General features: G+C 65.2%; 31 protein-coding genes and 1 pseudogene. 9 read left to right on the forward strand and 23 right to left on the reverse strand.

Annotated features, from left to right (window positions below):
• Positions 1-11: 11 nt before the first annotated feature.
• The 10 genes and pseudogenes from ACTU6V_RS03080 to idi all read right to left on the reverse strand — a co-directional run bounded on the left by ACTU6V_RS03080 (position 12) and on the right by idi (position 8,737).
• A pseudogene (locus tag ACTU6V_RS03080) lies at positions 12-1,230 on the reverse strand (ferrochelatase).
• Positions 1,227-1,718: a pyrimidine dimer DNA glycosylase/endonuclease V gene (locus ACTU6V_RS03085; protein WP_443474905.1), complete on the reverse strand. Its 492-nt coding sequence runs from the start codon at positions 1,716-1,718 to the stop codon at positions 1,227-1,229. Before ACTU6V_RS03085 ends, ACTU6V_RS03080 begins: the two are co-directional and overlap by 4 nt.
• Positions 1,715-3,187: an SDR family oxidoreductase gene (locus tag ACTU6V_RS03090; RefSeq protein WP_443474906.1), complete on the reverse strand. Its 1,473-nt coding sequence runs from the start codon at positions 3,185-3,187 to the stop codon at positions 1,715-1,717. Before ACTU6V_RS03090 ends, ACTU6V_RS03085 begins: the two co-directional genes overlap by 4 nt.
• On the reverse strand, positions 3,184-4,074 hold the full coding sequence (locus tag ACTU6V_RS03095; RefSeq protein WP_443474907.1) for a prenyltransferase: 891 nt from the start codon (positions 4,072-4,074) through the stop codon (positions 3,184-3,186). Before ACTU6V_RS03095 ends, ACTU6V_RS03090 begins: the two co-directional genes overlap by 4 nt.
• Positions 4,067-4,402 carry a lycopene cyclase domain-containing protein gene (locus ACTU6V_RS03100; RefSeq protein WP_443468508.1) on the reverse strand — a complete coding sequence of 112 codons (336 nt, stop codon included), beginning with the start codon at positions 4,400-4,402 and terminating at the stop codon, positions 4,067-4,069. The genes ACTU6V_RS03095 and ACTU6V_RS03100 overlap by 8 nt, the downstream gene beginning before the upstream one ends.
• Positions 4,399-4,722 carry a lycopene cyclase domain-containing protein gene (locus ACTU6V_RS03105; protein ID WP_443468509.1) on the reverse strand — a complete coding sequence of 108 codons (324 nt, stop codon included), beginning with the start codon at positions 4,720-4,722 and terminating at the stop codon, positions 4,399-4,401. Before ACTU6V_RS03105 ends, ACTU6V_RS03100 begins: the two co-directional genes overlap by 4 nt.
• Positions 4,719-6,278, reverse strand: a complete 1,560-nt coding sequence (gene crtI / locus ACTU6V_RS03110; RefSeq protein WP_443474908.1) for a phytoene desaturase family protein — start codon at positions 6,276-6,278, stop codon at positions 4,719-4,721. The genes ACTU6V_RS03105 and crtI overlap by 4 nt, the downstream gene beginning before the upstream one ends.
• Positions 6,275-7,141: a phytoene/squalene synthase family protein gene (locus ACTU6V_RS03115; protein WP_443468511.1), complete on the reverse strand. Its 867-nt coding sequence runs from the start codon at positions 7,139-7,141 to the stop codon at positions 6,275-6,277. The genes crtI and ACTU6V_RS03115 overlap by 4 nt, the downstream gene beginning before the upstream one ends.
• Positions 7,138-8,202 carry a polyprenyl synthetase family protein gene (locus ACTU6V_RS03120; RefSeq protein ID WP_443468512.1) on the reverse strand — a complete coding sequence of 355 codons (1,065 nt, stop codon included), beginning with the start codon at positions 8,200-8,202 and terminating at the stop codon, positions 7,138-7,140. The genes ACTU6V_RS03115 and ACTU6V_RS03120 overlap by 4 nt, the downstream gene beginning before the upstream one ends.
• Positions 8,195-8,737: an isopentenyl-diphosphate Delta-isomerase gene (idi, locus tag ACTU6V_RS03125; protein WP_443468854.1), complete on the reverse strand. Its 543-nt coding sequence runs from the start codon at positions 8,735-8,737 to the stop codon at positions 8,195-8,197. The genes ACTU6V_RS03120 and idi overlap by 8 nt, the downstream gene beginning before the upstream one ends.
• A gap of 276 nt (positions 8,738-9,013) precedes the next feature.
• Here idi and ACTU6V_RS03130 point away from each other — a divergent pair, with 276 nt between their 5' ends.
• Positions 9,014-9,379 (forward strand): MarR family winged helix-turn-helix transcriptional regulator, encoded by a 366-nt coding sequence (locus ACTU6V_RS03130; RefSeq protein ID WP_443468513.1) that lies wholly within the window; start codon positions 9,014-9,016, stop codon positions 9,377-9,379.
• Between the two features lie 17 nt (positions 9,380-9,396).
• Here the strand turns inward: ACTU6V_RS03130 and ACTU6V_RS03135 are convergent, their stop codons facing one another.
• The 5 genes from ACTU6V_RS03135 to ACTU6V_RS03155 all read right to left on the reverse strand — a co-directional run bounded on the left by ACTU6V_RS03135 (position 9,397) and on the right by ACTU6V_RS03155 (position 12,679).
• Complete coding sequence (locus ACTU6V_RS03135) at positions 9,397-9,990, reverse strand: DUF2238 domain-containing protein (protein ID WP_443468514.1); 594 nt, start codon at positions 9,988-9,990, stop codon at positions 9,397-9,399.
• Positions 9,987-10,754 (reverse strand): glycosyltransferase family 2 protein, encoded by a 768-nt coding sequence (locus tag ACTU6V_RS03140; protein ID WP_443474909.1) that lies wholly within the window; start codon positions 10,752-10,754, stop codon positions 9,987-9,989. Before ACTU6V_RS03140 ends, ACTU6V_RS03135 begins: the two co-directional genes overlap by 4 nt.
• Positions 10,741-11,028: an SRPBCC family protein gene (locus ACTU6V_RS03145; protein ID WP_443475000.1), complete on the reverse strand. Its 288-nt coding sequence runs from the start codon at positions 11,026-11,028 to the stop codon at positions 10,741-10,743. The genes ACTU6V_RS03140 and ACTU6V_RS03145 overlap by 14 nt, the downstream gene beginning before the upstream one ends.
• Before the next feature lie 227 nt (positions 11,029-11,255).
• Positions 11,256-12,101: an exodeoxyribonuclease III gene (locus tag ACTU6V_RS03150; protein ID WP_443468516.1), complete on the reverse strand. Its 846-nt coding sequence runs from the start codon at positions 12,099-12,101 to the stop codon at positions 11,256-11,258.
• Positions 12,102-12,142: 41 nt separating this feature from the next.
• The gene (locus ACTU6V_RS03155) at positions 12,143-12,679 is read right to left on the reverse strand and encodes a YbhB/YbcL family Raf kinase inhibitor-like protein (RefSeq protein WP_443468517.1); all 537 of its coding nucleotides are present in this window, start codon (positions 12,677-12,679) and stop codon (positions 12,143-12,145) included.
• Between the two features lie 85 nt (positions 12,680-12,764).
• Between ACTU6V_RS03155 and pyrE the strand changes: the two genes are divergently transcribed.
• The 3 genes from pyrE (at position 12,765) to ACTU6V_RS03170 (ending at position 15,467) form a co-directional block, all read left to right on the forward strand.
• Entirely contained in the window at positions 12,765-13,322 is a 558-nt protein-coding gene (pyrE, locus tag ACTU6V_RS03160; RefSeq protein WP_443474910.1) for an orotate phosphoribosyltransferase, read from the forward strand.
• A complete protein-coding gene (locus tag ACTU6V_RS03165; protein WP_443468519.1) occupies positions 13,319-14,221 on the forward strand; it encodes an ROK family protein in 903 nt (300 codons plus the stop codon). Before pyrE ends, ACTU6V_RS03165 begins: the two co-directional genes overlap by 4 nt.
• A gap of 85 nt (positions 14,222-14,306) precedes the next feature.
• Positions 14,307-15,467 (forward strand): anhydro-N-acetylmuramic acid kinase, encoded by a 1,161-nt coding sequence (locus ACTU6V_RS03170; RefSeq protein ID WP_443474911.1) that lies wholly within the window; start codon positions 14,307-14,309, stop codon positions 15,465-15,467.
• 14 nt (positions 15,468-15,481) lie between these two features.
• On the opposite strand, the gene ACTU6V_RS03175 is transcribed toward ACTU6V_RS03170, so the two are convergent.
• Genes ACTU6V_RS03175 through ACTU6V_RS03190 form a run of 4 tightly spaced genes read right to left on the reverse strand, consistent with a single transcriptional unit; the run spans position 15,482 to position 17,558 of the window.
• The gene (locus ACTU6V_RS03175) at positions 15,482-15,640 is read right to left on the reverse strand and encodes a hypothetical protein (protein ID WP_443468521.1); all 159 of its coding nucleotides are present in this window, start codon (positions 15,638-15,640) and stop codon (positions 15,482-15,484) included.
• Entirely contained in the window at positions 15,637-16,095 is a 459-nt protein-coding gene (locus tag ACTU6V_RS03180) for a YdeI/OmpD-associated family protein (RefSeq protein ID WP_443474912.1), read from the reverse strand. Before ACTU6V_RS03180 ends, ACTU6V_RS03175 begins: the two co-directional genes overlap by 4 nt.
• 14 nt (positions 16,096-16,109) lie before the next feature.
• A complete protein-coding gene (locus ACTU6V_RS03185; protein WP_443468523.1) occupies positions 16,110-16,916 on the reverse strand; it encodes an HAD-IIA family hydrolase in 807 nt (268 codons plus the stop codon).
• A gap of 9 nt (positions 16,917-16,925) precedes the next feature.
• Positions 16,926-17,558, reverse strand: coding sequence for a metal-dependent transcriptional regulator (locus tag ACTU6V_RS03190; protein ID WP_443468524.1), 633 nt, complete (start codon positions 17,556-17,558; stop codon positions 16,926-16,928).
• Between the two features lie 22 nt (positions 17,559-17,580).
• Here ACTU6V_RS03190 and ACTU6V_RS03195 point away from each other — a divergent pair, with 22 nt between their 5' ends.
• Positions 17,581-18,198 carry a TrmH family RNA methyltransferase gene (locus ACTU6V_RS03195; protein WP_443468525.1) on the forward strand — a complete coding sequence of 206 codons (618 nt, stop codon included), beginning with the start codon at positions 17,581-17,583 and terminating at the stop codon, positions 18,196-18,198.
• Between the two features lie 34 nt (positions 18,199-18,232).
• Here the strand turns inward: ACTU6V_RS03195 and ACTU6V_RS03200 are convergent, their stop codons facing one another.
• The 3 genes from ACTU6V_RS03200 to ACTU6V_RS03210 all read right to left on the reverse strand — a co-directional run bounded on the left by ACTU6V_RS03200 (position 18,233) and on the right by ACTU6V_RS03210 (position 20,881).
• The gene (locus ACTU6V_RS03200) at positions 18,233-18,424 is read right to left on the reverse strand and encodes a hypothetical protein (RefSeq protein ID WP_443468526.1); all 192 of its coding nucleotides are present in this window, start codon (positions 18,422-18,424) and stop codon (positions 18,233-18,235) included.
• Positions 18,425-18,548: 124 nt separating this feature from the next.
• Positions 18,549-19,859, reverse strand: a complete 1,311-nt coding sequence (locus ACTU6V_RS03205; protein WP_443474913.1) for an MATE family efflux transporter — start codon at positions 19,857-19,859, stop codon at positions 18,549-18,551.
• A 41-nt stretch (positions 19,860-19,900) separates the two neighbouring features.
• Positions 19,901-20,881: a diaminopimelate dehydrogenase gene (locus ACTU6V_RS03210; RefSeq protein ID WP_443474914.1), complete on the reverse strand. Its 981-nt coding sequence runs from the start codon at positions 20,879-20,881 to the stop codon at positions 19,901-19,903.
• 104 nt (positions 20,882-20,985) lie between these two features.
• Between ACTU6V_RS03210 and ACTU6V_RS03215 the strand changes: the two genes are divergently transcribed.
• From ACTU6V_RS03215 to ACTU6V_RS03225, 3 genes are all read left to right on the forward strand, one after another.
• Entirely contained in the window at positions 20,986-21,519 is a 534-nt protein-coding gene (locus ACTU6V_RS03215) for a DnaJ family domain-containing protein (RefSeq protein WP_443468529.1), read from the forward strand.
• 104 nt (positions 21,520-21,623) lie between these two features.
• Positions 21,624-23,588, forward strand: coding sequence for a M13 family metallopeptidase (locus ACTU6V_RS03220; RefSeq protein ID WP_443468530.1), 1,965 nt, complete (start codon positions 21,624-21,626; stop codon positions 23,586-23,588).
• A gap of 155 nt (positions 23,589-23,743) precedes the next feature.
• Positions 23,744-24,628 (forward strand): serine hydrolase, encoded by an 885-nt coding sequence (locus tag ACTU6V_RS03225; protein ID WP_443468856.1) that lies wholly within the window; start codon positions 23,744-23,746, stop codon positions 24,626-24,628.
• A 14-nt stretch (positions 24,629-24,642) separates the two neighbouring features.
• On the opposite strand, the gene ACTU6V_RS03230 is transcribed toward ACTU6V_RS03225, so the two are convergent.
• Entirely contained in the window at positions 24,643-25,116 is a 474-nt protein-coding gene (locus tag ACTU6V_RS03230) for a MarR family winged helix-turn-helix transcriptional regulator (RefSeq protein WP_443468531.1), read from the reverse strand.
• Between the two features lie 143 nt (positions 25,117-25,259).
• On the opposite strand from ACTU6V_RS03230, the gene ACTU6V_RS03235 reads away from it, so the two are divergent.
• A complete protein-coding gene (locus ACTU6V_RS03235) occupies positions 25,260-25,646 on the forward strand; it encodes a hypothetical protein (protein WP_443468532.1) in 387 nt (128 codons plus the stop codon).
• Positions 25,647-25,656 lie beyond the last annotated feature (10 nt).

Below are 25,656 nucleotides of genomic sequence, written 5' to 3' on the forward strand. Positions count from 1 at the left end.
CAAGCAGCCGGCTACGGTTGCAGACCTGCGATCGCGGGTTTGAATCCCAGGCGAGGGTTTTCGCAGCATCCTGGACGACACACGTCGAACCACGGCCCGATGGCGGTCGTGTTCGCGCGCTGTCCGGTGGGACGACCGGAGATCCTCTCCTGTACGAGGTCCACGAGCGCGTCTATGAAGTCTGGCTGCGTGCCCGGCGTCGGGGTTCGTGTGAACCACAGGCCCAGGCGAGCCGCCGTTTCGCGAGCTTCGGTATCGAGATCCCACATGACTTCCATGTGGTCGCTCACGAATCCGAGCGGGACGATCAGCACGGCGGTGCGTTCTTCGAGCGCTTCGAGCGCATCGTTGATGTCAGGCTCGAGCCAGGGCTGCGATGGCGGGCCGGAACGCGACTGGTAGACGAGTTGCCATGAGATCCCGGGCGCAGCCTCAGCGACGACGTGCGCTGCGACAGCGAGCTGCTGTGCGGCGTAGCCGCCCCCTTCGACGTCGGTGAACAGACCCGCACCGGATCGCGCGGCATCGTCGGTCGGGATGCTGTGCGTGGAGAAGCACCTCGATGGCCGACCGGTCGTGGCCCGCCTGCATCGCCGCGGCGACACCACTCTGCACCCCGTCGATGAATGGCTGGATGAAACCGGGATGCGAGAAGAACTGACGGACCTTGTCGATCTGAAGCGTCGTCTGCAGACCGCTCGCTTCGAGGGCATCGGCCCAATCCTCGCGGTATTGGCGGCACGACGAGTACGAGGAGTATGCGCTCGTCGGAATCGCGATCATCGTGCGGATGCCATCCTTCGCGGCCTGCTCGAGTGCCTCATCGAGATACGGCGCCCAGTTGCGGTTGCCCCAGTACACGGGAATGTCGAGACCTGCCTGTGTGAGCGCGGCCTGCAGAGCACGCTTGAGGTCACGGTTCTGCTCGTTGATGGGGCTGACACCGCCGAACGCACGATAGTGATGCGCGACCTCCTCGAGCCGTTCGTCCGGGATCCCCCGCCCGCGCGTGACGTTTCTGAGGAAAGGCAGCACGTCCTCCTGCCCTTCGGGACCGCCGAAGCCCGACAGCAGCACGGCGTCGTAACTCATCGGCTGTGTGGCGTGTTCGGGTCCGCTCCGTGTCGCCTCTGTCGCTCCGGGAACGACCGCCCCCTCTTCCAAATGCGCGCTGGAAGCGGTGGGCGGCTTTGTGTCGCGCCGGGGTGATCGATCGGGTGCGGTGCTCATCGTGATGAATCCTCCGATTCACTGGTAGTTCTCTGTTCCGAAGGCTGGTTTGTCGCAGGGGCGATCTTCTCCCAGTCGGCGATCGGTCCGTCGATCACGACGAAGCTCGGATGCGGGTCGGGGAAGGTGAGAGTGTGCCAGTGTGCCCAGGCGTCCGGACTGCGAAGTTGCAGCTTGCTGCGAAGGTGCGCCCATTCGTAGACGAGCTGACCGCCATTGAGCGTCAGTCGTTCCGCCGCCCCGGTGACGCGGATCTTCTCTCTCGCGAAGTGATACCCGCGCGCATCTGCCTCGTCGACAATTGCGCTGAGATAGTCCCCGATCGCGGCTCGAGGGTCGTCCGTGTGCTGGAACCGTCGCAGCTGGGGATGGTGGGAGTATCCCCTGCCGGGTTCAGTGATCACTGCTTGGGCGAGGAGCCCCTCGCGCCAGCATGCCGTGAGGGCCTGGCGGTCGAAGTAGCGAGGATGCATCGACCACAGTCTCATTGCGCCTTCTCGGTCGAGCGCTCAGCTTCGCGAAGGATACTGGCGGCCATTCCGGGGAAGATGATGCCGTGGAACGGCAGCAGCACCGCCCAGTACAACCGCCCGGACAGCCCCTTGGGGAAATAGACCGCGCGCTGGCGGTAGCGGCTTCCCGTCTCGGTCGGCTCGACGCTCAGCTCGAGCCACGCGCGGCCAGGCAGCCGCATCTCGGCCCGCAGCCGCAGCATGCGTCCGCGTTCGATGGATTCCACGCGCCACACGTCGATGACGTCGCCGCTGTTCACCCGGGACGGGTGTCGTCGTCCGCGACTCATGCCGACGCCGCCGACCAGTCGATCGATCCACCCGCGCGCGGCCCATGCCAGAGGGAAGGAATGCCACCCCTTCTCTCCGCCGATCGCTTCGATCACGTCCCATACAGCGTTGGTGGATGCGGTGCTCTCCCGCTCGCGCAGATCGATGAAGACGGTATGACCTGACCACTCCGGGTCGCTCGGGAGCGGATCGCTGGGCGCGCCGGCCACCGTGGCACTCTGCCAACTCGTCTCGACCTGTCCTTCAGCCTCACGCGTGAGCGCCAGACGCACGGCGGTGCGATACGGCAGCAGGCCTTCCGCCGGCGGCGGGATGTATCCGTCGATGTCCTGCTCGCGCACGACGCAGTCGTTCTGGAGGGACGCGATGATCGGCACCGCGAGTTGGCGTGGAACAGGGCTGACGAGGCTCACCCATTGTGAGGCCAACCATGGGGTGAGTACGGGAAGTGCCGCAATGTGTCGTTGCGGAAGCCCAGCCTCGACGGCATATCCGTTCATCATCTGTCCGTAGCGCAGGATGTCCGGACCGCCGATGTCGAAAGTGCGATTGAGCTCTTCCTGCACCGTGACGGCGTGCACCAGATAACGCAGTACATCGCGAACGGCGATGGGTTGCACGCGGTTGCGTACCCAGCGCGGCGCGGGCATGTACGGCAGCACCTCGGTGAGGTGGCGGATCATCTCGAACGACGCCGAGCCGGATCCGATCACGATGCCCGCTTGGAACACGATGGCCGGCACAGGACAGTCCAGGAAGGCCTGTCCGACAGCGGCGCGCGAAGCCAGATGTTCCGACAGCTCGGCGCCGTCCGGATGCAGCCCACCGAGGTAGACGATGCGTTCCACTTTCGCGGCCTCGGCTGAGTGGGTGAAGGTGCGCGCTGCCTCCTCCTCGGAGCGCATGAAGTCATGACCTGCGCTCATCGAGTGCACCAGGTAGAACGCGACGTCCACGCCGTTCATCGCACGGCGGGTTGCGACAGCATTCGACAGATCACCCTTGAAGACGCGCACGCGGTTGCGCCAGGGCACATCATGGAGCTTCCACGGAGAGCGGACGTACACGCTCACTTCGTGCCCTGCCTCGAGCAGCTGGGGCACGAGACGGCCGCCGATGTAGCCCGTCGCGCCGGTCACGAGCACGCGTGTCATGAGAAAAGCCCTTCCGCCACACAGAGGATCAGCAGCAAGGTGACCACGAAACCCACCGCATAGTTGATCACCAGGAACCGGCGCCACGCGCGGTTGGCGGTTCCCGAGCGTGCGTCGTCGACGTTCAGATACGGGGCGACGCTGATGATGTACGGCAGCGCGGCGATCGCGGCGAGGTTCGCGGGCCACGGGGTGAAGAGCATGAGGATGCCGGCCACGGCCCAGAGCGCGACCGCGATCTTGACCGTCGCCGCAGCGCCGAAAACAGTGGCGATCGATCCGATACCCGCATCCCGGTCGGGCACGATATCTTGCACGGCACCGAACGCGTGGCTGGCCATGCCCCAGCAGAAGAACGCGACCATGGTCAAGACGATCGCCGGGGTGATGGTCGTTCCCGCGAGAGCGAGCGCATAGAGCGCCGGCGTGACGAAATGGGTGCTCGAGGTGATCGAGTCGAGCACCGGGATCTCTTTGAAACGGAGTCCGCGCACGGAGTACGCGAGCACTGCGAACAGGCTCACGGCGAGGACGGCCCATGACAACGGTCGCTGTGCACCGAGGATGACGAGCGCGACCACGAACGGCACCGCCAGCACCGCAGCCGACACGAGCGTCGCTCGGTGCAGCCGGGGCGGGAGCTTTGCACCCTCGGCACCGCCCTTGCGGGGGTTGGCGAGGTCGGACTCGTAGTCGAACACATCGTTCACGCCATACATCGCCAGGTTGTACGGCACGAGGAAGAAGATCGTCCCGACCACCAACGACACATCGATGCGCCCCGTCGTCAGTACGTAGACCGCGGCAAACGGGTACGCGGTGTTGATCCAGCTCAGCGGCCGCGATGCGACGAAAAGGGTGCGGATCAGAGACGTGCGCTCAGCCATCGCTGTGTCCTCTCGTCTCGCGGGGGCCATTCAGCAGCTGCCAGACGCCAGAAAGCAGCAACGCACCGGCGAGGGGGTACAGGAAGTCCTCCACCGGCATGAGTCCGAGCCGGAGTCCGGAGATCTGCTCGGTGCCGTAGTCGAAGAATCCGGCTGCCATCATCACGTTGTCGAACACCGCCGTGAGAATGAGCAGGGCCACCGTCGCCGCCGCCCACGATGAGATGTAGCGTCGCGCGGTGTCACGCCGACGCGCGTGGACGGCGCCGATGGCGAAAACGATGAGACCGATTCCGAGGAAGGGCAGCGACATGAGCAGATATGTCATCGTGGGTTCACATTCTCCCGCCAGCGTTGCCAACCGCTCAGAAGAATGAGCGTGAGATAGGTGAGGAAGACCAGGAAGAGCAACTCCTCGATGGGAAACTCCGGCGCGAGCAGGACGCCGCTGGCCCACCGCGAGTCGAGGTGCCGGAACACTCCGAGGCCGATGCCCACGGCATCCCATGCGGCGAAGAACACGACGCCGACGATGAGGGCGACCATGCTCGCCACCGCCCGGCGTCGAAAGACCAACGCAAAACGCATGTCGAGCAGCACGAGACATGCGGTGCTGACGAGCAGGCATGCCGCGTAGACGCCACTCATGACTCCTCCAAGGGCCCGGGTGAGTGGTCTCCTCGCAGGTGTTTCAGCACCAGTTCCGCGCTGATGAGACACATGGGCAGGCCAACACCCGGCACTGAGGTTGCGCCGGCGTAGAAGAGACCATCGATGCGGCGGGACTTCGTGACCCCACGGAAGAAGGCGCTCTGGCGCAACGTATGTGCGGGGCCGAGCGCGCTGCCGCGGAAGGTGTTGAACTGCGCGGCGAAGTCCGCAGGCCCCACGGTGCGTCGCACGACGATGCGGGAGGCGAGATCGGGGATGCCCGCCCAGGCGGCGACCTGCTCGATCGCGTTGTCGGCGACGGCGTTCACGAGCTCGTCGCCCGACCTGTCGAGCCCGCCGTGTCCGATGTTCGTATCGGGTGGCAGCGGAACGAGCACGAACAGGTTCTCATGGCCGTCCGGGGCGATGCCGTCATCGGTCGCGCTCGGCTTGCAGACATAGAGCGATGGCGCCTCCGGGATGCGCGTCGGAGACCCGAAGATCGCATCGAAATTCTCGTGCCAGTCGTCGGAGAAGAACAGGGTGTGGTGCAGCAATTGTGGCAGCTCACCGTGCACGCCGAGCATGATGAGCACGGCACTCGGTCCGGAGATCTGCTTGTCCCACCGGTTCGGCGCATATGAACGGTCGGACTTCTCGAGCAGCTCTGCCTCGGTGTGGTGCTCGTCGATCGCCGAGACGACGACATCCGCATCGAGTTCGACCACCTTGCCGTCGCGGTTGTACTTGACCGAGCGCACCGCGCCGTTTTCGCTCGAGATGGCGATGACATCGCTGTCGGTGAGAAGTTCGACGTTGTTCTCTCGTGCGACGTCGACCAGCGAGGTCACGAACCTGCGGAAGCCGCCGACGGGGTACTTCACGCCGTCGACCAGGTCCATGTGGCTCATCAGATGGTAAAGAGCGGGCGCGTCGAACGGCGACGTGCCGAGGAAGACGGCGGGGTAGCCAAGGATCTGACGAAGACGATTGTCCGCGAAGCGGCTCGCGACGAACGTCCAGAGCGACCGTGTCAGCAAGGGAAGAACCGCAGGGGCGGAGGTGAGAACCCGCAGTGATGCGAAATCACGCCAGGACGAGAACGGGTTGTAGAGGAAGGACCTTACTGCCGCGCGATACGTCTTGGTCGAGGATCGGAGGTAGGTGCGGGCTCGGTCGCCGGCCCCGCTCTCGCGCGCTTCGAAGGCTTCAGCGACGGCTTCCGCACCGGAACGCACATCAATCGGATTCTCGGGCGTCTTGCCCACTGGCTCGCCATAGACCCGGTATCCGGGTTGCAACGGCACCAGGTCGAGCTGTTCGGCGGTCGTCGTGCCCATCATGCGGTAGAAGTGGTCGAAGACCTCGGGCATCAGGTACCAGGAGGGCCCGGTGTCGAAGGTGAACCCGTCCTGCTCCCAAGACCCTGCCCTGCCGCCGAGTTCACTGTTCTTCTCCAGAACGGTGACTTGGTGTCCGTCGCGAGCGAGCAGGCATGCGGTTGCAAGCCCGCTGACACCTCCGCCGATGACGATGACGCGCGATGCCTTCACCGGGCCACCTTCATTCCGAGCGCACGGGCGAGGATTCGTGCCTTGACGGGATTCGGCACTCGTACGCGGGTGTGTGTCAGGACAGAGACCGGTGCTGCTTCGATGCGATCCGTCAGTTCACCGAAAATCGCGCGCGCAGCCCATACGGATGCCCGGCATCCCGGAGCAAGAAGTGGAATCGATCGGTCGGCGACCCGAAGGTCTTCCCGAATGGATGCGACGATGTCTGCCTTCGAGCGCTCCGTCAGTGCCTTCTCCGTACCCGGGAAATACGCGCGGCCAAGGTCATCATGATCATCGGCGAAATCTCGAAGGAAGTTCACCTTCTGAAACGCCGCTCCGAGGTGCCGAGCGCCATCGTTCAATCGCTCACGCTCCCCGTTCTCACGAATCACTCCGGATTCGAAGACGGCCAAACACATCAGGCCAACCACCTCGGCGGAGCCGTAGATGTACTCGTTGAGCTCCTGCGCGTCGAACGACGTGACCTCAAGATCTCGTCTCATCGATGCGAAGAACGGCTGACACAGGTCCATGCCGATCCCATGTTCGCGCCCTGTCAAAGCGAACGCGTGCACGACCAGGTTCGTGCTGAAGCCCAGCCGAAGAGCTCGCTCTGTTTCTGCTTCGAGCTCGTCGAGCAGCACACCTCGCGTCGCCCTGTCGATTCCGGCGATCTCGGCTGGCCCGTCGACCAGCTCGTCTGCGATGCGTACGAGTGCGTAGATGCGGGCGATGTGGTCTCGCACGGGAACGTCGAGCAGGCGGCTGGCCCACCCGAATGATGTCGAGTACCGACGGATGACGACGGCTGCACTTGCTTTCGCTGTCGCGTTGTAAAGGTCAAGATCAGTGGTGTTCATGAGTTTCGCGAGTTGCAGGCGGTGGTCAAAGTGGTCAGCTGGTCTCGCAGCGCTGCGGGCAGAGTCGCTTCTTCGATCAGCTGGTTGACGGTAGCGCAGCGTTCGGTGATGAGTGATTCCACGAACATAAGTGCTCCCGATTCCTCGATGACGCGTCGCAGGCGATGACCGTCAGCGATGCTGAGCGCATCGTCTCCGAAGAGGGACTCGACCTCGTTCCAGGCGGGGTCAGAGCGGGCGTAGTCGATCAGGAGAGTTTCCTTCCCTTCGCGCAGGTCGCTGAGTACGGACTTTCCCGTGTCTCGCTCATCGCCGAACAAGCCGAGAACATCATCGCGCAGCTGGTAGATGACGCCGATCTGGCGAGCGATGACTGTGAGTTCTTCTATCAGTCTCGTCGTAGCGCCGGCAAGAACCGCGGCGAGCACGAGGGGAGCTTGGAAGGAGTAGGCGGCCGTTTTCTGGTCGATCATCGCCAGGACATCGTGCGAGTCCGCCGGCTCGAGATGCATGCTGAGCCACACGTCGGAGTGCTCTCCGGCCGCGCTCTCAAAGACGGTGGCATCGAAGATGTCGAGAACCGCCTGTCGTTGGTCTTCCGGGATCTCGAGTCGGGCGAGGAGGGAATGAGCCAGGGTGAGGATGAGATCGCCCGCGAGAAGCGATGATGCCTCCCCCCACGCGTGCGCGTCGCGTCTGGCCGCGCCTCGCAGCATCGCTTCCGATGCGAATCGCCCCGATATATTCATCTCGCCACGACGCATCAGATCTTTGTCGATCACATCGTCGTGAATCACGAGTGCGATGTGGAGTAGTTCGACCGCGCATGCAGCATCGACGGCCACGCGCTCATCGATGCCGCCGAGGGCCTGATATGCGTCCATCAGCACGCGTGGGCGGATCTTCTTTCCGCGTCTCGCCATCCGCTCCAACGATTCCCACAGCTGCGTGTACGGAACGGAGAACGAAAGCGAACGTTCCCTCCTTTGCGCCAGTACTTCCATCAGCCTCGTCTCGAACGTGAGCGCGACGTCGTCGAGTCGTGACGCCGAGTCAGACATCTCTACCCGACTCGATGGTGAGATTTGCCAAGGAGGAGAGAAGCTCAGGCAAATGCTCGATGAGCCACGGGCTGAAAGCCCAGGGCGCAGCTTTCGTCGCCGTCGACAGTGCTGACACGCTGGTCCACTGGATCTCGGCGACCTCATCCGGGTTCGGAGCCAGCGGCGACGCGGCCTTCGCGATGAAGACCGGGCAATGCTCGTTCTCTTCGATTCCTGACGCGTCACGCGCGACGTATCCGAAATCGGGAAGCGCGCAGGCGATGCTGTCGACAGTGAGCCCGAGTTCGAAAGCCGCCCGACGGCGCACCGCATCCTCGAAGGTCTCGCCCGGACCCGGGTGGCCACAAAACGCATTCGTCCACACGCCGGGCCATGTCCTCTTCTCGAGTGCGCGCCTGGTTACGAGAAGTCGACCCTCGGAATCGATGACGTGGCAGGAGAACGCGAGGTGGCGAGGTGTGGTGACACCGTGCACGCTCTCTTTGCTCTGCACGCCCACAGGCGAACCCTCGCTGTCGACGAGAACAACCATCTCCACTGCGTGACCTCATTTCGTTAGCTTGGCGAGAGTTTAACGTAGCATACGAAAGAGTATGCTGTCATCGTGTCCGAAGCAGAACGAAGAGCCCCGTCGAGAACGGACGTACGCTATTTCGCGAATGATTCCGACCTCATCGATCGCGCTGAACTGTCCGATGAGGACGTAGACCAATGCGTTCGCGTGATGGAAGCGTTGCGGGAATGGCACGAGGCAGCGCGAACACTTTCCGAAGCATCCAAGCGCTACATGAAGCTCAACGAAAGCGATATGCGTACTATCCGCATGCTCATACGCGCCCAGCAGCAGCAGCAGATCGTGACGCCGAAAGACATCGCCCGCGAGGTCGGGATCTCCAGCGCATCCACGACGAAGCTGGTCGACCGCCTCCTTGCCGGTGGACACGTCGTTCGTGTTCCGCATCCGAGCGACCGCAGAACGACCTGTATCGAAGTCACCGCGCACACAAGACTTGCCGCGCACGAAACCATCGGCCGCCAGCACGCCCGAAGATTCACCGCGGCCGCATCCATGAGCCGAGAAGATCGTGACGCAGTGATCCGCTTTCTCGGAGCCCTGGTCGATGCTGACACGCCCCAGGGCGTGCTCGACGAGTTCTCGAGCACGGCGGAGTAACAAGATAAAGCTCGCACTCACGGTGCATGTCCAAGAGTCGCGCCTCGAAGGAGCGGCACAAATGCAACTACGAAGCCAGCACCTGCCGCGCCAAGGCCCCCAGCAGCCATGTCGGCGATCGTGTCTTCGTATCCCACGAAGATCTCATCGCTGATGTAGGTGTAACCGAGCCACTCGATCATCTCCCAGACGGCGCTCAACGCCAGCCCCAACATTGTCGTGATCAGAACGGTGGCGATCACTGCCCATCGGGGAGCAACCGGGACCGTGACCACCTCAGCACGACGCAAAAACACATACGACACCGTTGCCAATGCCGCGGTACATGCGAAATGCACGAGCAGATCCCACCCCACGATGCGGGTATACAGGTCGAAGACATTGCTCCATGCGGCGACGAGCAGCGTTGCGCCGAAAGTAATGTCCACCCAGGCTCGGACGCCGACGAAACGTGGGATGAGCAGCCCTGGTAAAGCGAAGGCGAGTAGGCCCGCATCCGTCAGGTCGAACCAGACTGCTGCGATGATGACGCTGAGGGCGCCCACTCCCCGAACCGCATCCGCACACGCCTCGGCGACGGTCTGTGGTCGACGCAGGAAGTTCTCGATCATGGCCTCTGAGTCGCTAACCGGTACCACCTCGATGGCGGGAAATCATGCGGCCAATGCACAAGGACAGTCCGAAAGCCGCGGTACATGCGGCGACGGAACGAGATTACGCTGCGGAATGGTCGCATGGAGATACCCATCGGCTCACCACCCAGACGGCCGACTCGATGATGTTCTCCGAGATGAAACGACAGGTCAAGATCGTCGTGCAGCTCTGGATCATGGCGGTGCACCGCCGAGCGGATCGCGTGCCAGGCTTCTCGTCGCATGGCAAAGTTCGAGCCGAACAACGGACGATGCCCCAAGGCGGGCGCTGCAGCGAGGGCGTAAGCGAGCAGGTAAATTCGCGACAACACTGCACGCAGCGGGCGCGGTCCGTCGATGAAGTACGCGCCTCCGGTGAAAGCCGCCACGTCAGAGTGATCTGCGAATGCCGCCTCAACATGCTCAACCCACGACGTCGGTGGTACACAGTCGGCGTCCAGCCGGAGGATCAGGTCGCCCGCCGATAGATCGTATCCGCGCGAACTCGCTGCGGGGATGCCCGGTTCCGAACACTCAATCACCGTCACTCCCGCCGCGATGGCCACCTTCGCCGACGCATCTGACGATGCGTTGTTCACCACGATGATCTCGTCAGCGAGTCGCGTTTGTAACCGAAGGGCGGACAAGCACCTCGCCAGCTCGACGGCGTCGTTTTTGACAGGGATGACCACCGTGATTTGGACTCGTTCTGGCGACTCGATGTGCGTGTCAGGCGTCAACATCCCCTCGCCATGCGCCCGTCTCACGCCCCCGGCTTTCGACGCGCGTCGATGAGTCGGTGAGCTTATGGAACGTAACCGCTCCCGCATGATGCGTCTCTCCGCCAGTGCTGACCCAGGCGACCCGCTCATCAGGATGCTGTTCGGTGATCTCCGCTTCGAGCTCCCGATCAGCTCCGTCGACGTCGATGGTCTCGATGATCTGCACCATGGCCGGCTCCTCGCTGATCGATTGAATCTGGCTTCCATTCACCACAGATTCTGGAGATCTCCACAGGGGGTTGACTGTTCCAACGCGGCGTGCGCTGAGGACGGTTCGAACTCAATGTGCGTCAGAGGTATGGGATAACTTTCGGCATCTGAATCGTTGTCTGGGACGATCCGCTCGACACATCGAGGACATGGCCGCCGAGCGAGAGCACAAGATCCGTTCGGAGCTCATTCGCGAAGCGCTGGCGATGTACGCCGCGTGAGTTGATGAGATCCGAGACAGCCGCCGCTGCGCTACGAGAAGATCATCGGCATGTCGTCGTCTTCTTCGGCGCCGCCGAAGTCGAGGTCGACGACGACCGGGACGTGGTCGCTGGGCTGTTCACCCTTGCGCTCGTTGCGATGAATGGATGCTCCGGTGACGGCATCGGCCAGGGCGCGCGAGCCGAGCACGAAGTCGATGCGCACGCCCTCGTTGCGGGGGAACTTCAGGCGCTGGTAGTCCCAGTAGGTGAAGCCCTCCGGGATCAGCGGCCGCACGACATCGGTCACACCGGCATCCTGGAAGGCGAAGAACGCGGCGCGCTCTTCGGGCGAGACGTGCGTGGAGACTCCTTCGACGATGTCGGGATCGCCGTTGTCGGAGTCGAACGGAATGATGTTGAAGTCGCCGACCAGGGCCAGTGGCAGATCGGGCTTCGACTGAAGCTCGGCGGCCGTGGCCTGACGCAGCTCATCGAGCCAGTGCAGCTTGTATCGGTAGTGCGGGTCATCAAGTGAGCGACCGTTGGGAACGTAGAGGCTCCACACCTTCACGCCCTCGATCATCGCGCCCAGCGCGCGTGCTTCGAGCGGAGCATCCGGCCCCTCATGCCCCTTTGCGAAGCCCGGCATCCCGGCAAAAGACGTCTCGACGTCGGTGATCGGCAGGCGGCTCGCGATCGCGACGCCGTTCCACTGATTCAGGCCGTGCGCCTCGACGTGGTACCCGGCTTCTTCGAACGGTGCGTAGGGGAACTGCTCCGGCTTGCACTTGATCTCCTGCAGCGCGAGCACGTCGATGTCTTCACGGACGGCGAAGTCGACGGCGCGGCCGACGCGGGTGCGGATCGAGTTGATGTTCCAGGTGGCCAGACGCATGCTTCCAGCCTACGGGTGGGTGGGGACAGACGGAGTCGGCATCAGCGCTCCGACGGGTCGGCCCTCCCCATGAGCACGCCCCGCGCGAGCGTGTGGAAATGACGATTGAAGCCGAGCGTCGCTGGTGTGGCCTCGTCGTCGATGTCGAGAGTGGGCACGTCGAGCGCGTCGACCACGAAGAAATAGCGGTGGATTCCGGTGCCAGCAGGCGGAGCGGCACCGATGAAACGCTTGAGTCGTTCCTCGTTCGGCAGGACGCGCGCGCCGGGCGGCAACGCCGCAGCCGTGCCTTCGCCGCTCGCGAGCGTCGAAGTGTCAGCAGGCAGGTCGAAAGCCGCCCAGTGCCAGAATCCAGATCCGGTCGGAGCATCCGGATCGAAGCACGAGACCGCGAAGCTCTTCGTCCCCGCGGGGGCCTGCGACCACTGCAGTCCGGGGGAGCGGTCCTCGCCGCCGCGATCGGTCGACCAGGCGAACAGCGGGAGCGGGCCACCGCCCTCGAAGTCCGGACTCGTCAGTTCGAGAGGTGCGAACTCGCGGAGCGCGGCCAATTCGGCATAGGGGTCGAAAGAGAACACGGGCCTCCCTGCATTGCGGATCTCCCGTCACGATAGGCGAAATGCGCAGGCGTGGCCAGGGCCGGAGCGCCATACACTGGATGCCGTGACTCTCGAAGCCGACCGCCAGTCCCTGCTCGCCCTGATCAAGGATGAGGCGGTGTTCCACGGTGACTTCACGCTCTCGAGCGGCAAGAAGGCGACGTACTACGTCGATATGCGAAAGCTCACCCTCGATCACCGGGCGGCCCCCGCGATCGGCCGCATCATGCTCGACCTGATCGATGGCCTCGGCGCCGTCTCGGTCGGCGGTCTCACACTCGGCGCTGACCCGATCGCCAACTCGGTCATGCACGCCTCTGTCGCAGCCGACAACCCGGTGGATGCCTTCGTCGTCCGCAAGGAGCCCAAGGACCACGGCCGCGGCCGTCAGGTCGAGGGCGCGGATGTCGCCGGCAAGCGCGTCGTCGTTCTCGAAGACACCTCGACCACCGGGCAGTCCGCGCTGAAGGCCGTCGAAGTGCTGCGCCGTGAGGGCGCGGAAGTCGTTGCCGTCGCCGTGATCGTCGACCGCAAGACCGGAGCCCAGGCCGCGATCGAAGCCGAGGGCCTGCAGTGGCTGGCCGCCTTCGACCTTGACGACCTCGGCCTCGATCCGCAGTGATCCGGTACGCGCTGGCCGTCGATGTCGGCGGCACCAAGATGGAGGCCGCCCTCGTCTCTGCTGACGGCCAGGTCGCAGCCGGGAGCCGCAGCCGTCGGGCGACCGGGCGCGAATCGACGCCGTCCTCCCTCGACGCGGCAGTGAGTGCCGTTGTCACACACGCGCTTGCCGCACTGCCCCCTGATGCTGAGCTGATCGGCGCGGGTATCGGCAGCGCAGGGCCAGTCGATCGCCATGCCGGAAGAATCTTCCCGGTGAACATGCCGCTCGCGCATGGCTACGCACTGGCGGATGCTGTGCGCGCCGCGGCATCCGATGTTCTCGGTCGTGACGTGCGCACCGTGTTCGGTCATGACGGTGGTGCGCTCGCGCTCGCCGAATCCTGGCTAGGCGCGACGCGCGAGGCGCGCGCATCACTGTCGATCGTCGTCTCGACCGGCGTCGGTGGCGGGTTCGTCGTCGCAGGACAGTACATGCCCGGCGCGAGTGGAAACGCCGGCCACCTCGGACAGATGCGTCGCGAGGGTGGGCTGACTCTCGAAGAGATCGCGTCGGGGCCGGCGAGTGCCGCCTGGGCGCGGTCGCAGGGTTGGGCAGGGTCTACCGGTGAAGATCTCGCACGTTCCGCGGCTGACGGCGACCAGGTCGCGCGGGCGGCCATCGAACGCTCAGCCCGCGAGGTGGGTCAGGCGCTGGCGGATGCCGCGACCCTCCTCGATCTCGACCTCATCGCGGTAGGTGGCGGGTTCTCCCGGGTCTCCGATGACTACATCGATCTCGTGCAGCAGGCACTCGCGGCATCCGCGGCGCACGACTATTCGCGCGCCGCACGCGTGGTGCGCTCCGGGCTCGGCGATGAGGGGCCGCTGATCGGGGCCGCGGCGTTCGTCCTGCGGTAGCGGTGGGCCGGGGCGCCGCGCCCGGCCCGACATCTGGCGTGTCGGCCCCCAGAGTGTCGGGCCGCGAACGTCGTAGGCTCGACGGATGCGCGTACTCGGCCTGCTCTCCGGCACCTCTCATGACGGAATCGACGTCGCTGTCGTCGAATTCACCGAATCGGACGGCGATCTGCACGGAACTGTCCTGCATGAAGACAGCGTCCCGTACGCACCGGAGCTGCGCGCACGACTTGTGGCAGCCCTTCCGCCAACGCCGACGACGCTTGCCGAGGTGTGTGAACTCGACACCCTGATCGGGCAGGCCTTCGCCGGCGTCGCGCGGAATGCCGCGGCATCCGTGGGCGGTATCGATGCGGTCTGCACTCACGGCCAGACCGTCTACCACTGGGTCGAAGATGATCATGCACGGGGAACGCTGCAGATCGGGCAGCCGGCATGGATCGCCGAGGCCGTCGGCGCGCCGGTCGTCTCGGATGTGCGCATCCGCGATATCACCGCCGGAGGCCACGGCGCCCCGCTCGTGTCGTTCCTCGACGAGCTGCTCCTGCGTGGTCGGGGCGGTGTCTCGGCGGCACTGAATCTCGGCGGAATCGCGAACATCACGATCGTCGGCGACGCTGTCTCGGCGTTTGACGTGGGTCCGGCGAACGCACTGGTGGATGCTGTGATCACCAAGTACGGCCTCAATCCTCTCGGCTATGACGAGGACGCCAAGATCGCCCGTGCGGGAAACGTCGACCCAGAACTGCTGGAGCGGTTGCTCGCCGACCCGTACTACTCACTGGCCGCACCGAAGAGCACGGGCAAGGAGCACTTCCACCTCGAGTACGTGCGTCAACACGTCGATTCGCTCGGTCGCGACATCCCGATCGCCGATCTGGTGCGGACGCTGACGGAACTGACGGTGCAGACCGTCGCTGCGGATGTGCGTGCCGCCGGGGTGGAGTTCCTGGCCGTCTCGGGCGGTGGATGCCACAATCCGCTCATCATGGGCGGCCTCCGCTCGGCGCTGCCCTACACCGAGGTCGTGCTCGCCGATGTGCTCGGTGCTTCGACGGATGCGAAGGAGGCGATCCTGTTCGCCTTGATCGGCTGGTGCACGATGCATGGCATTCCCGCGGTGATGCCGGGGGTGACCGGTGCGCGCGCCCCCCGCATCCTCGGCACGATCACGCCCGGTGCAGGACCGCTTCGGATGCCTGAGCCTGTCGCCGAGCTGCGTGGACTGGTGCTCTCGGCGAGCTGAGCCGACCGGGCGGGTCAGCCCTTGCGGTCGTCGTCCCACGGGCCTTCCCACCAGTTGCCCGATCTCCCGTCGCCGCGGCCGCGGCGCGAGCGCACGAACTGCCAGATGACGATCGTGATCGATGACAGGCCGATCAGGATCAGCACGAGGAACAGCAGGTCGTTCTGATTCATGGTCGCTTCCCTTCTGCGGCATCCGCGACGATTTTGGGGACAGCATCCAGAGCCGCGGCGAACTCGTCGGGCTCGATGTCGGCCTCCGGACCGTCGAGCATCGTCCAGGTTCCGTTCGCCTTGGCAGTCTCGATCGCTCGGATGCCGGCCGGTGCGAGCAGTCCCGCGGCCTCGAGCTCGGCAAGCCGCACCTTGTTCGTCGCAGCCCATCCGCTCGAGACACGTCGGGGTGAGAACCACTGACCGTTGCCCTCGGGGAACGTTCTGGTCGGGCCATCGATCCATCCGAAGCACAGGGCCTGGCGCACGGCATCGTCGTACTCCATCGACCCATTCGCACCGCGGACGTTCAGGAGCCACACACCCGCAGTGGTTGCGTGATGGGCCTCGAGCCAGGCGCGCCAGACCAAAGCATCCGCTGCGGTGATCCGCTCGCCGTCGTCGAGAACGCCCATCGATCCTTCCTCAGTCAGTCCTTGATCGTCGTGATCGTCTCGGTGATGGTGGGGAGCAGATCGGCGACAGAATCGACGATCTCGTCGGGGCGGAACGGGTACTTCTCGATCTCGGCCTGATCGCTGATGCCGGTGAGGACGAGCACCGTGTGCAGGCCCGCTTCGATGCCGGCGACGATATCGGTGTCCATGCGGTCACCGATCATGCCGGTCTTCTTCGAGTGCGCACCGATCTTGTTCAGAGCAGAGCGGAACATCATCGGGTTCGGCTTGCCGACGACGTACGGCTCCATGCCGGTGGCCTTCGTGATGAGAGCGGCGACAGCGCCGGTTGCCGGCAGCGCGCCCTCGGCGCTGGGACCGGTGGCATCAGGGTTGGTGATGATGAACCGCGCGCCCTTGTTGATCAGGCGGATCGCCTTGGTGATCGCCTCGAAGGAGTAGGTGCGAGTCTCGCCGACGACGACGAAATCAGGATCCGTCTCGGTCATGATGTACCCGGCGTCGTGGAGCGCGGTGAGAATGCCGGCCTCGCCGATCACGAACGCAGAACCGCCGGGCAGCTGCTGCTTCAAGAACGATGCCGTCGCGAGCGCCGACGTCCAGATGCGGTCTTCGGGAACGTTCAGGCCGCTCGCGCGCAGTCGGGCGGAGAGGTCGCGCGCGGTGAAGATCGAGTTGTTCGTCAGCACCAGATACGGGATGCCGTTGCTCTCCCAGCCGGCGAGCATGTCGGATGCTCCGGGGATCGGGACGTTCTCATGGACGAGAACCCCGTCCATATCGGTGAGCCAGCATTCGATGTCATCGCGGTGTGCCATGTGCTCAGCCTATTGGCTGAGCCACACCACACCAGCGGCGCCGTCGGGCAGCGCGACATTCTTTCCGTCGAGGGCGATGCCACCGATGGTGACGCGGATCTCCGACCCCACAGCGAGGCCCAGCGCGTCCAGCGCCCGGAGCAGATCCGGATCGGTGTCCGCGACGCGCAGCACGCGGCCGATGTGACCGGTCGCCGCGTCAGCGAGCAGCACGAAGGGCTCGCGGATGACTTCACCCGCGGCATCTGGAATCGCATCTCCGTGCGGGTCGAAACGAGGGTGTCCGAGACGGGCGTCGATGCCCTCGAGCAGTCGGTCGCTGATGGTGTGCTCGAGAACTTCGGCCTCATCGTGGACTTCGTCCCAGGAGTAGTCGAACTCCTGCACCAGCCACGTCTCGATGAGGCGATGGCGGCGCACCATCTGCAGCGCCCTGGTCTCGCCTGCCGGCGTCAGGCGCACCGCGCCGTACGGCACATGCGAGACGAGGCCTGCGGCTGCGAGCTTCTTGACCATCTCGGTCACGCTCGAGGGAGCGATGCCGAGCCCCGCGGCCAGCTGCGACGGAGTGATCGGAGCATCCTGCCATTCGGTGTGCGCGTAGACGGTCTTCAGGTAGTCGTCTGCTGCCGGGGATGCCACCGCTCCAGACTACGCTGAAGCAGTGACCGAGACTCCAGAGCGCAGCACCCACGGCCTCGGCCCCTGGGAAGGCGAATGGCCCACCGGTGACCAGTACGATCCGGAACTGCTCGAGAACGGCGACACCCGCAACGTCATCGATCGTTACCGCTATTGGCGGATGGATGCGATCGTCGCCGACCTCGACACGCACCGGCATCCGTTCCATGTCGCGATCGAGAACTGGCAGCACGACATGAACATCGGATCCATCGTGCGCAGCGCCAACGCGTTCCTCGCCGACACCGTGCACATCGTCGGCCGACGCCGCTGGAACAAGCGCGGTGCCATGGTCACCGACCGCTATCAGCACGTCGTGCACCACGAGGATGTCGCCTCGTTCGCGGCATGGGCTGAGAGTGAAGGCATCCCGATCATCGCCGTCGATAACGTCACAGGCGCCGTGCCCGTCGACAAGGCAGAGCTGCCCGAACGCTGCGTGCTGCTGTTCGGACAGGAGGGGCCGGGCCTGACGGACGAGGCGATCGCCGCGGCATCCGGACACATCGAGATCACCCAGTACGGCTCGACCCGGTCGATCAACGCGAGCGCCGCGGGCGCGGTGATCATGTACGAATGGTGCCGCCGCTACGCGGGGTGAGTCACCCGAGCGGCGATCGTCGTCGCATGCGCGATCAGTCGCGCTGGATGCCGAAGGTGTGCCGCATGAGCGCGTTGACGTCTGAATCGAGGCGATCCAGACGGTGATGCACGCCCTGGACCTCGGTGCGGATGATCCGCACGAACATCGTCGACATGAGCGTGATCATGCCGAACAGGCCTGCGGCGAATACGCCGATCAGCATCCATACCTGTGGTTCGCTCATGGTCAGCATCTCTCCATTCTCGCCGTCGTGAGACCAGGACGCCAGGGGACGCAGACAGTTCGTGCGGCAGAGCCGACGAACCTGGATTGCCGTCCGTCGCGCAGCGTTGTGCAGAACGAGTCGTCTACGCGTCCTGCCGCAGCCAACCGCCGGTCTTGACACGCCAGCCGAGGGTCGCGAACCGGGCGAGCAGGTAGACGCCGAAGAAGGCGACGGCGAGCCAGGTGACTCCGGGCATTCCGCTGACCCCGACGATCGCGATGATCACGAGCGTCGGGATGAACGGCACGAGGTTCAGGCCGCCGGCGATCGCGAGATAGCGCACGTCGCCTGACCCCATCAGCACTCCGTCGAGCACGAACACGACCCCTGCGATCGGTTGAGCGACCGCAAGCACGATCAGCGCAGGCTGGATCAGTGCGGCAAGCTCTGGATCCCCGGTGAAGGCGAGCCCGATCACGCCGGAAAGCGCGCCGATGATGAGCCCGACGACCACGCCGAACCAGGCGCCCCACGCAACCGTTCGGGCCAGCACGAGACGCACGCCGGGAACGTCGCCGGAGCCCAGCCCCTTGCCGATCAGCGCCTGTGCGGCGATGGCGAGGGCATCCAGAGCGAAAGCCGCCGCCGAGAAGATCGTGAAGACGACCTGCCAGCCGGCGAGCTCTTCCGTGCCGAGGGCCGTCGCGACGCCGACCGTGAGCAGCAGGGCGACCCGCAGACTCACCGTGCGCAGGAACAGCCAGCCGCCGGCCCTCGCCGAACCGCGCACCCCGTCTCGCTGCGGCCGCACCGAGGCGGAGTGAGTGCGGGCCAGCCTGCCGACGATGATGACGTACGCGGCGACCATCGCCCACTGCGCGGTGACAGTTCCGATCGCGGAACCGGCGATGCCCCAGCCGAACCCGTAGATGAAGAGCCAGTTCAGCAGAGCGTTCGCACCGAACCCGAAGCCGGCGATCCAGAGCGGTGTGACAGTGTTCTGCATGCCGCGCAGAAGGCCTGTCGCCGCGAACACGATCAGCATCGCAGGCAGGCCCCACATGCTGATCACGAGATAGGTATCGGCCTGCTCGGCGACCTCTGGAGTTGCGCCGAAGAGCGACACGAGCCATGGCGAAGAGAACGCGCCGAGAGCGGCGAGCACGGCGCCGAGCCCGAGCGCCAGCCACATGCCGTCGATCCCGATCGAGACGGCATCCTTGTGATCACCCGCGCCGAAGCGTCGAGCAACCGCTGGTGTCGTCGAATACGCGAGGAACACCATCAGTCCCACGATCGTCTGCAGCACGGCGCTGGCGATGCCCAGACCCGCAAGCGGAACAGTTCCGAGGTGGCCGACGAGCGCGGCATCCACCATCAGGAACGCTGGCTCTGCGACCAGGGCGCCCAGGGCAGGGACCGCGAGCCGCAGGATCTCCCGGTTCAGGGTCATCGCGCCTCTCACCTCTTGAGACTATGCGTTGGCACTGACGTTCAGAGCAGCTCTGCGCGCAGCTGCTCCGGTGATTTCGGCGAGAGCAGGCCGGGGGCGACATCGAACACCGTGCGGGCGCCGATCTGACCATCAGCATTCATGCGGTGCACAGCGCGAGCGTAGGCGACCAGCACGCTGGCGGTGAACTCCGGGTTGCTGCCGAGGTTCAGGCCGTACTCGATCGTCTGGGTTGCGCCGTCACCGGTCACACCACTGCGGATCACGAACCCGCCGTGCGGCATGGCTGCGTGGTCGCGGGCGAGCTCGTCGGCCGAGATGAAGGTCACGGTGGTGTCGTAGTCGGCGAAGTAGTCGGGCATCGTCACGATCGCCTCGCGCACGGCATCGGCATCGGCGCCGTCAGCGAGCACGACGAAGCACTCGCGCGTGTGCTTCTGCCTGGTGGTGAGGGTCGGTCGCTCGCCCGATCGAACGGATGCCACCGCATCTGCACTCGGGACGGTGTACTGCACTCCGCCTGCGACGCCGTCGACCCGGCGGATCGCGTCGGAGTGGCCCTGGCTGAGACCGCGGCCCCAGAACGTGTAGGTGTCGCCTTCGGGCAGCAGTGCCTCTCCGAAGACGCGGTTCAGCGAGAACATCCCGGGGTCCCACCCGGCCGAGATGAGTGCGGTCGTCCCGGCAGCGCGCGCGGTCGCATCCACTGCCGCGAAGTGCTCCGGAATGCGGGCGTGCGTGTCGAAGCTGTCGACGACGCTGAAGCGCCCGGCGAGCTCCGGCGTCTGCGCGGGCAGATCGTTCTTGGACCCGCCGCAGAGGATGAGCACGTCGAGAGCGTCTGCGTGCTGGTCGAGATCGTCCATTCGGTGCGCGGCAGCTCCGGCCGTGCGCACATCTGCGGGATCGCGCCGGGTGAAGACGCCGACGAGTTCCATATCTTCGCTACGGTCGATCGCGGCCTCGACGCCGCGTCCGAGGTTTCCATAACCGACGATTCCGATGCGGATCGGCGTACTCATGCGGGGACTCCTTGGACGAGGGGCAGAGTACCCCAGCGTATCGAAGCCGGAGCGGGTGGCGACCGGCGGCGTAGGCTTATCACGAACCATGCCGGAGGTGCGCCATGTCTGACGAGAGACCACCGCAACAGCCCCGCGAACCGGCCGCGCCCTCCGCGCTCACAGCGCAGAACAAGCACGAGTTCGTCGAGAGCGCTATTCAGGTCGCCATGCGCCGCGGCGAGTTCGACAACCTTCCCGGCGCCGGCAAGCCACTCGAGGATCTCGGGACCCACCATGATCCCGACTGGTGGATCCGGCGCAAGATCGAGACAGAGAACCTCTCCGGGCTCGGCCCGCCCGCCATCCTGCTGCGCACCGAGGACCGCGAGCTCGACGCGAACCTCGACGCGCTCTCTCGCGAGAGCGACGTGCGCGATGTGCTCGAGGACTTCAACAGTCGAGTGATCGCCGCCCGGCGCCAGTTGCAGGGCGGCCCACCGGTGGTGACGAAGACGCGAGATGCGGATGCGGAGGTCGCAGCCTGGCGCGAGCGACGGGCTGCGCGGGCTACCGTCGTTCCGTCCGAGCCCACGACGGATTCGCGCGGCGGGGTGCGGCGCCGGTTCCGCGGATGGCGGAAGGAAAACACGGCTTAGGACGCGTCCGCAGCCGCGAAAGTCTTCTCGCATCGGTCGGACGGCGCCGATCCGCGCGCATTGTCGCACCGCGCGCATCGGCACGCGGCGCATAGGGTGGACGCATGACTGATGTGCTTCCCGCCGGTCTCGCGACCGAAGAATTCAGCTCCGACATCCGCCCGCAGGACGATCTTTACCGCTACGTCAACGGTGCGTGGCTCGAGCGCACCGAGATCCCCGGCGACAAGGCGCGCTGGGGCTCCTTCCATCTGCTCGCCGAGCAGGCCGAGAAGGACGTCCGCACGATCATCGAAGAGTCGCAGGGCGCTGACGCCGGCAGTCTCGCGCGCAAGATCGGTGACCTCTTCACGAGCTTCATGGACACGGCGAGCATCGATGCCGCCGGCGCCCGGCCGCTGCAGGAGACCCTCGCAGAGATCGACCGGATTGACAGCATCCCGGCCCTTCTCGCCACCGCCGGTGCCTACGAGCGCGATGGCCGCGCCCACCTGATCGGGTTCTACGTCGATGGCGACCCGGGTGACCCCGAGCGCTATGTGCCCGTTCTCGTGCAGTCCGGCCTCTCGCTCCCCGACGAGAGCTATTACCGCCTCGACAACTTCGCCGACACCCGCACCGCCTACCGCGCGCACCTCGAGCGTCTGCTCGCGCTCGCCGGCATTGCGGATGCTGCCGGTGACGCCGAGCGTGCTTTCGCGCTCGAGACCGAGATCGCCTCGCACCACTGGGACAACGTCCGCAGCCGCGACGCCGTCGAAACCTACAACCTGAAGACTTGGGATGAGCTGCAGGCGCTCGTCGACGTCGACCTCGCACCCTGGCGGGACGCGGTCGGGCCCACGAACCCGGATGCTTTCGCCGAACTGGTCGTCAGCCAGCCGAGCGCTTTCGAGGGTCTCGGCGCGCTGCTGAGCGCAGAGCGCCTCGACGACTGGAAGGCCTGGCTGCGCTCGCAGGTCGTGCATGCTGCGGCGGCGTTCCTTACCGATGACTTCGTGCAGGAGAACTTCTCGTTCTACGGCACCGAGCTCACCGGCGTCCCCACGATCCGTGAGCGCTGGAAGCGCGGCGTCTCGGTCACCGAAGGCGCCCTCAGTGAGGCGATCGGCAAGGTCTACGTCGAGCGCCACTACCCGCCGACGGCGAAGGCGGCCATGGACGAACTCGTCGCGAATCTCATCGCGGCGTACCGCCAGAGCATCACGACGCTGGAGTGGATGAGCCCAGAGACCCGCGAGCGCGCGCTCACGAAGCTCGACTCGTTCACCCCGAAGATCGGCCACCCCGAAGTGTGGCGCGACTATTCGACACTCGAGATCGATGCATCCGACATCTTCGGCAACGTCCGCCGGGCGAACGTCTTCGAGCACGACCGCAACGTCGACAAGGTCGGAAAGCCCATCGATCGGAACGAGTGGCACATGCCGCCGCAGATGGTCAATGCGTACTACAACCCGTCCATGAATGAGATCGTGTTCCCCGCGGCGATCCTGCAGTACCCGTTCTTCGACGCATCTCGCGACGCCGCCGCGAACTACGGCGGAATCGGTGCCGTCATCGGGCACGAGATCGGACACGGATTCGATGACCAGGGCAGTCGCTACGACGGCACGGGCAAGCTCGATGATTGGTGGACGGATGCTGACCGCGCTGCCTTCGAGGAGCGCACCAAGGCCCTCATTGCACAGTACGACGCGCTCGTGCCTGTGGGGCTGGGAGACGAGAACCACGTCAACGGTGCACTCACGATCGGCGAGAACATCGGGGATCTCGGTGGTCTCGGCATCGCGCTGAAGGCCTACGAGCTGTCTCTCGGCGGCGCGGATGCCCCGGTCATCGACGGACTCACCGGCGTGCAGCGTCTGCTGCTGAGCTGGGCCCAGGTCTGGCAGCAGAAGAGCCGCGATGCTGAGACGATCCGTCTGCTGACGATTGACCCGCACTCCCCGAACGAGTTCCGCTGCAACCAGATCGTGCGCAACATCGATGCTTTCTACGAGGCATTCGGGGTGACCGAAGACGACGCGCTGCACCTTCCGACTGAAGAGCGGGTGACGATCTGGTGACGGTTACTTACCGGCGCCCAGCGGGGAGTCGGTAGGCGGGGTTACGATAGCCAATGCCGTCTCGGCTGTGCCGATGAAGGCAACACCCAAAACCTTCGCGGGAAGGAACATGTGTGGGCACCCCCCAGCCCTCTGAACCGGCCAAAACGACGGCGATGCTGCGTCGATCCCACCGCAAGACTCGTCGACTGCCGCGTCGAGCGGCAATCGGACGCAGGTCGTTCGCGGCGACCATGCGTGCGCTGGAAGGGCTGGCGGATGCTGGGGCTCAGGTCTCCGTGCACGTCAAGGATCTCGATACCGGCGCGCCGGTACTGACCGGTGACGATCATGTGACCCTTCCCATTGCTGGACTCGGCGTCGTGCCGCTGCTCATCGAGGTAGCGGCACGATTCGAGGCCGGAAGCCTCGATCCGCTCGAGATCGTCGAGCGTTCGGCGGGAGAACCAGTGGCGGCGTCCGGGGTGTGGCGTCATCTGCGCACTCCGGTCCTCCCGCTGGCTGATCTCGCAACTCTTGCCGCAGCAACCGGCGATCCGCTGGCGGTGAATCTGCTGCTGGAGCGCGTCGGGCATAACAGCGTTCGCGAGCGCATCGATGCGCTCGGGCTGCGGCGAACCGCCATGCTCGACCGTTTCCGCGATGAGCGCGGCCCCGATGACGCACCGCACGTCGCAGTCGGCACCACTCGCGAGCTGGCCGGGCTGTTCTCGGCGCTGGTCAACTCCAAGGTCGTCGATCCTGCAGTGAGCGCTCAGGTCTCGGAGTGGCTGAGCCTGAACCATGACCTGAGTCTGGTCGCGGCATCCACTGGTCTTGATCCCTTCGCGCACGACCATGACGCGCACGGTCTGCTGTTCATCAACAAGACCGGTCGTGATCGTGGCGCCCGCGCCGAGGCCGGGGTGCTCGCGGGTCCGCGGGCGGGGATCTCCTATGCGATGATCGTCGGCTTCGATGATCTATCGATCGCGCACCGTCTTCGCGTGCACGAGGCGTTCCGCATCCTCGGCATCGAACTCATGGAGTACGCGCACTGACCGGCGCGGGCCGCTCAGAACGGTCCGAACCTCCGGTGCGGATCGAGCGCTTCGACGACGGGGCCGAGCGCATCGGCGAGGTTCTCCAGCTGCTCTTCGGTGACGCGGTCGAGCACCAGGCGGTGCGCCATGTCGAAGTGGCCTGGGGTTGCGAGCACGAGCTGTCGGCGCCCCTCTTTCGTGAGAGCCAGCAGCACGCTGCGGCGGTCCTTCGTGCTCTCTTCGCGTTCGATGAGATCGCGCTGCTGCAGCCGGCTCACGACCTTGGAGGTGCGGGGGAGCGTCGCGTTGGTCGCGCTTGCGAGATCGCTCAGGCGCAATGCTCCCTGACGCTGCAGCACGCTGAGCAGGATGAACTCGTAGTGCGTCATGGACGAGTCTCGCTGCAACTGAGCGTCGAGAGCGGCCGGCAAGAGCTCTGCAGTACCGATCAGGGCGAGCCAGGCCGCTGACTGCTGCGGCGTCATGCGCGAGAGAGGTGCGGACATGTCTCCATTCTGCCGGGAATAGTTGCCGAGGCAAGCGCGCCCGGCACTCGTCAGTCCCGATCACAGAGGTTGGTCGAGAACGTGCGTTTCAGTCCGACCTCTGTATTTCAGGCCGACATCTGTCGTCGAGGTACCCTCGTCGGATGAATGATTGGACCCCGCATCGCCGCGACGACGGCGAATTGCTCGGCTGGATCCACCCATCGGGCGATGACTGGGTGGCAGTGGACGTGTTCGGACGCACCATCTCGGATGCTGTCGACTGGCTCGTTGCCGAGGAGCTGCTGGAAGAGCACGGGCTCGCATGGCTCGCCGAGCCGTGGATGCTGGAAGACGAGGGGCGCCCGATCCGGGTCCGCATTGTCGAAGTGGCCCCCGAGCATGACGGCATCCGCGGACGCATCGTCGTGAAGATCGACGATTACGGGGACATCACCCGACCGGCGGCGGAGTCGATCGTGCTGCCGTGGCCGGTCCCCGAGAACTTGCGCCCGCCGCGACGAGGAGACCCGGACGGATACACGCTCTGAGGCCGGCTCG

This window comes from Microbacterium zouquanmingi, from assembly GCF_052266675.1.
Lineage (GTDB): Bacteria > Actinomycetota > Actinomycetes > Actinomycetales > Microbacteriaceae > Microbacterium.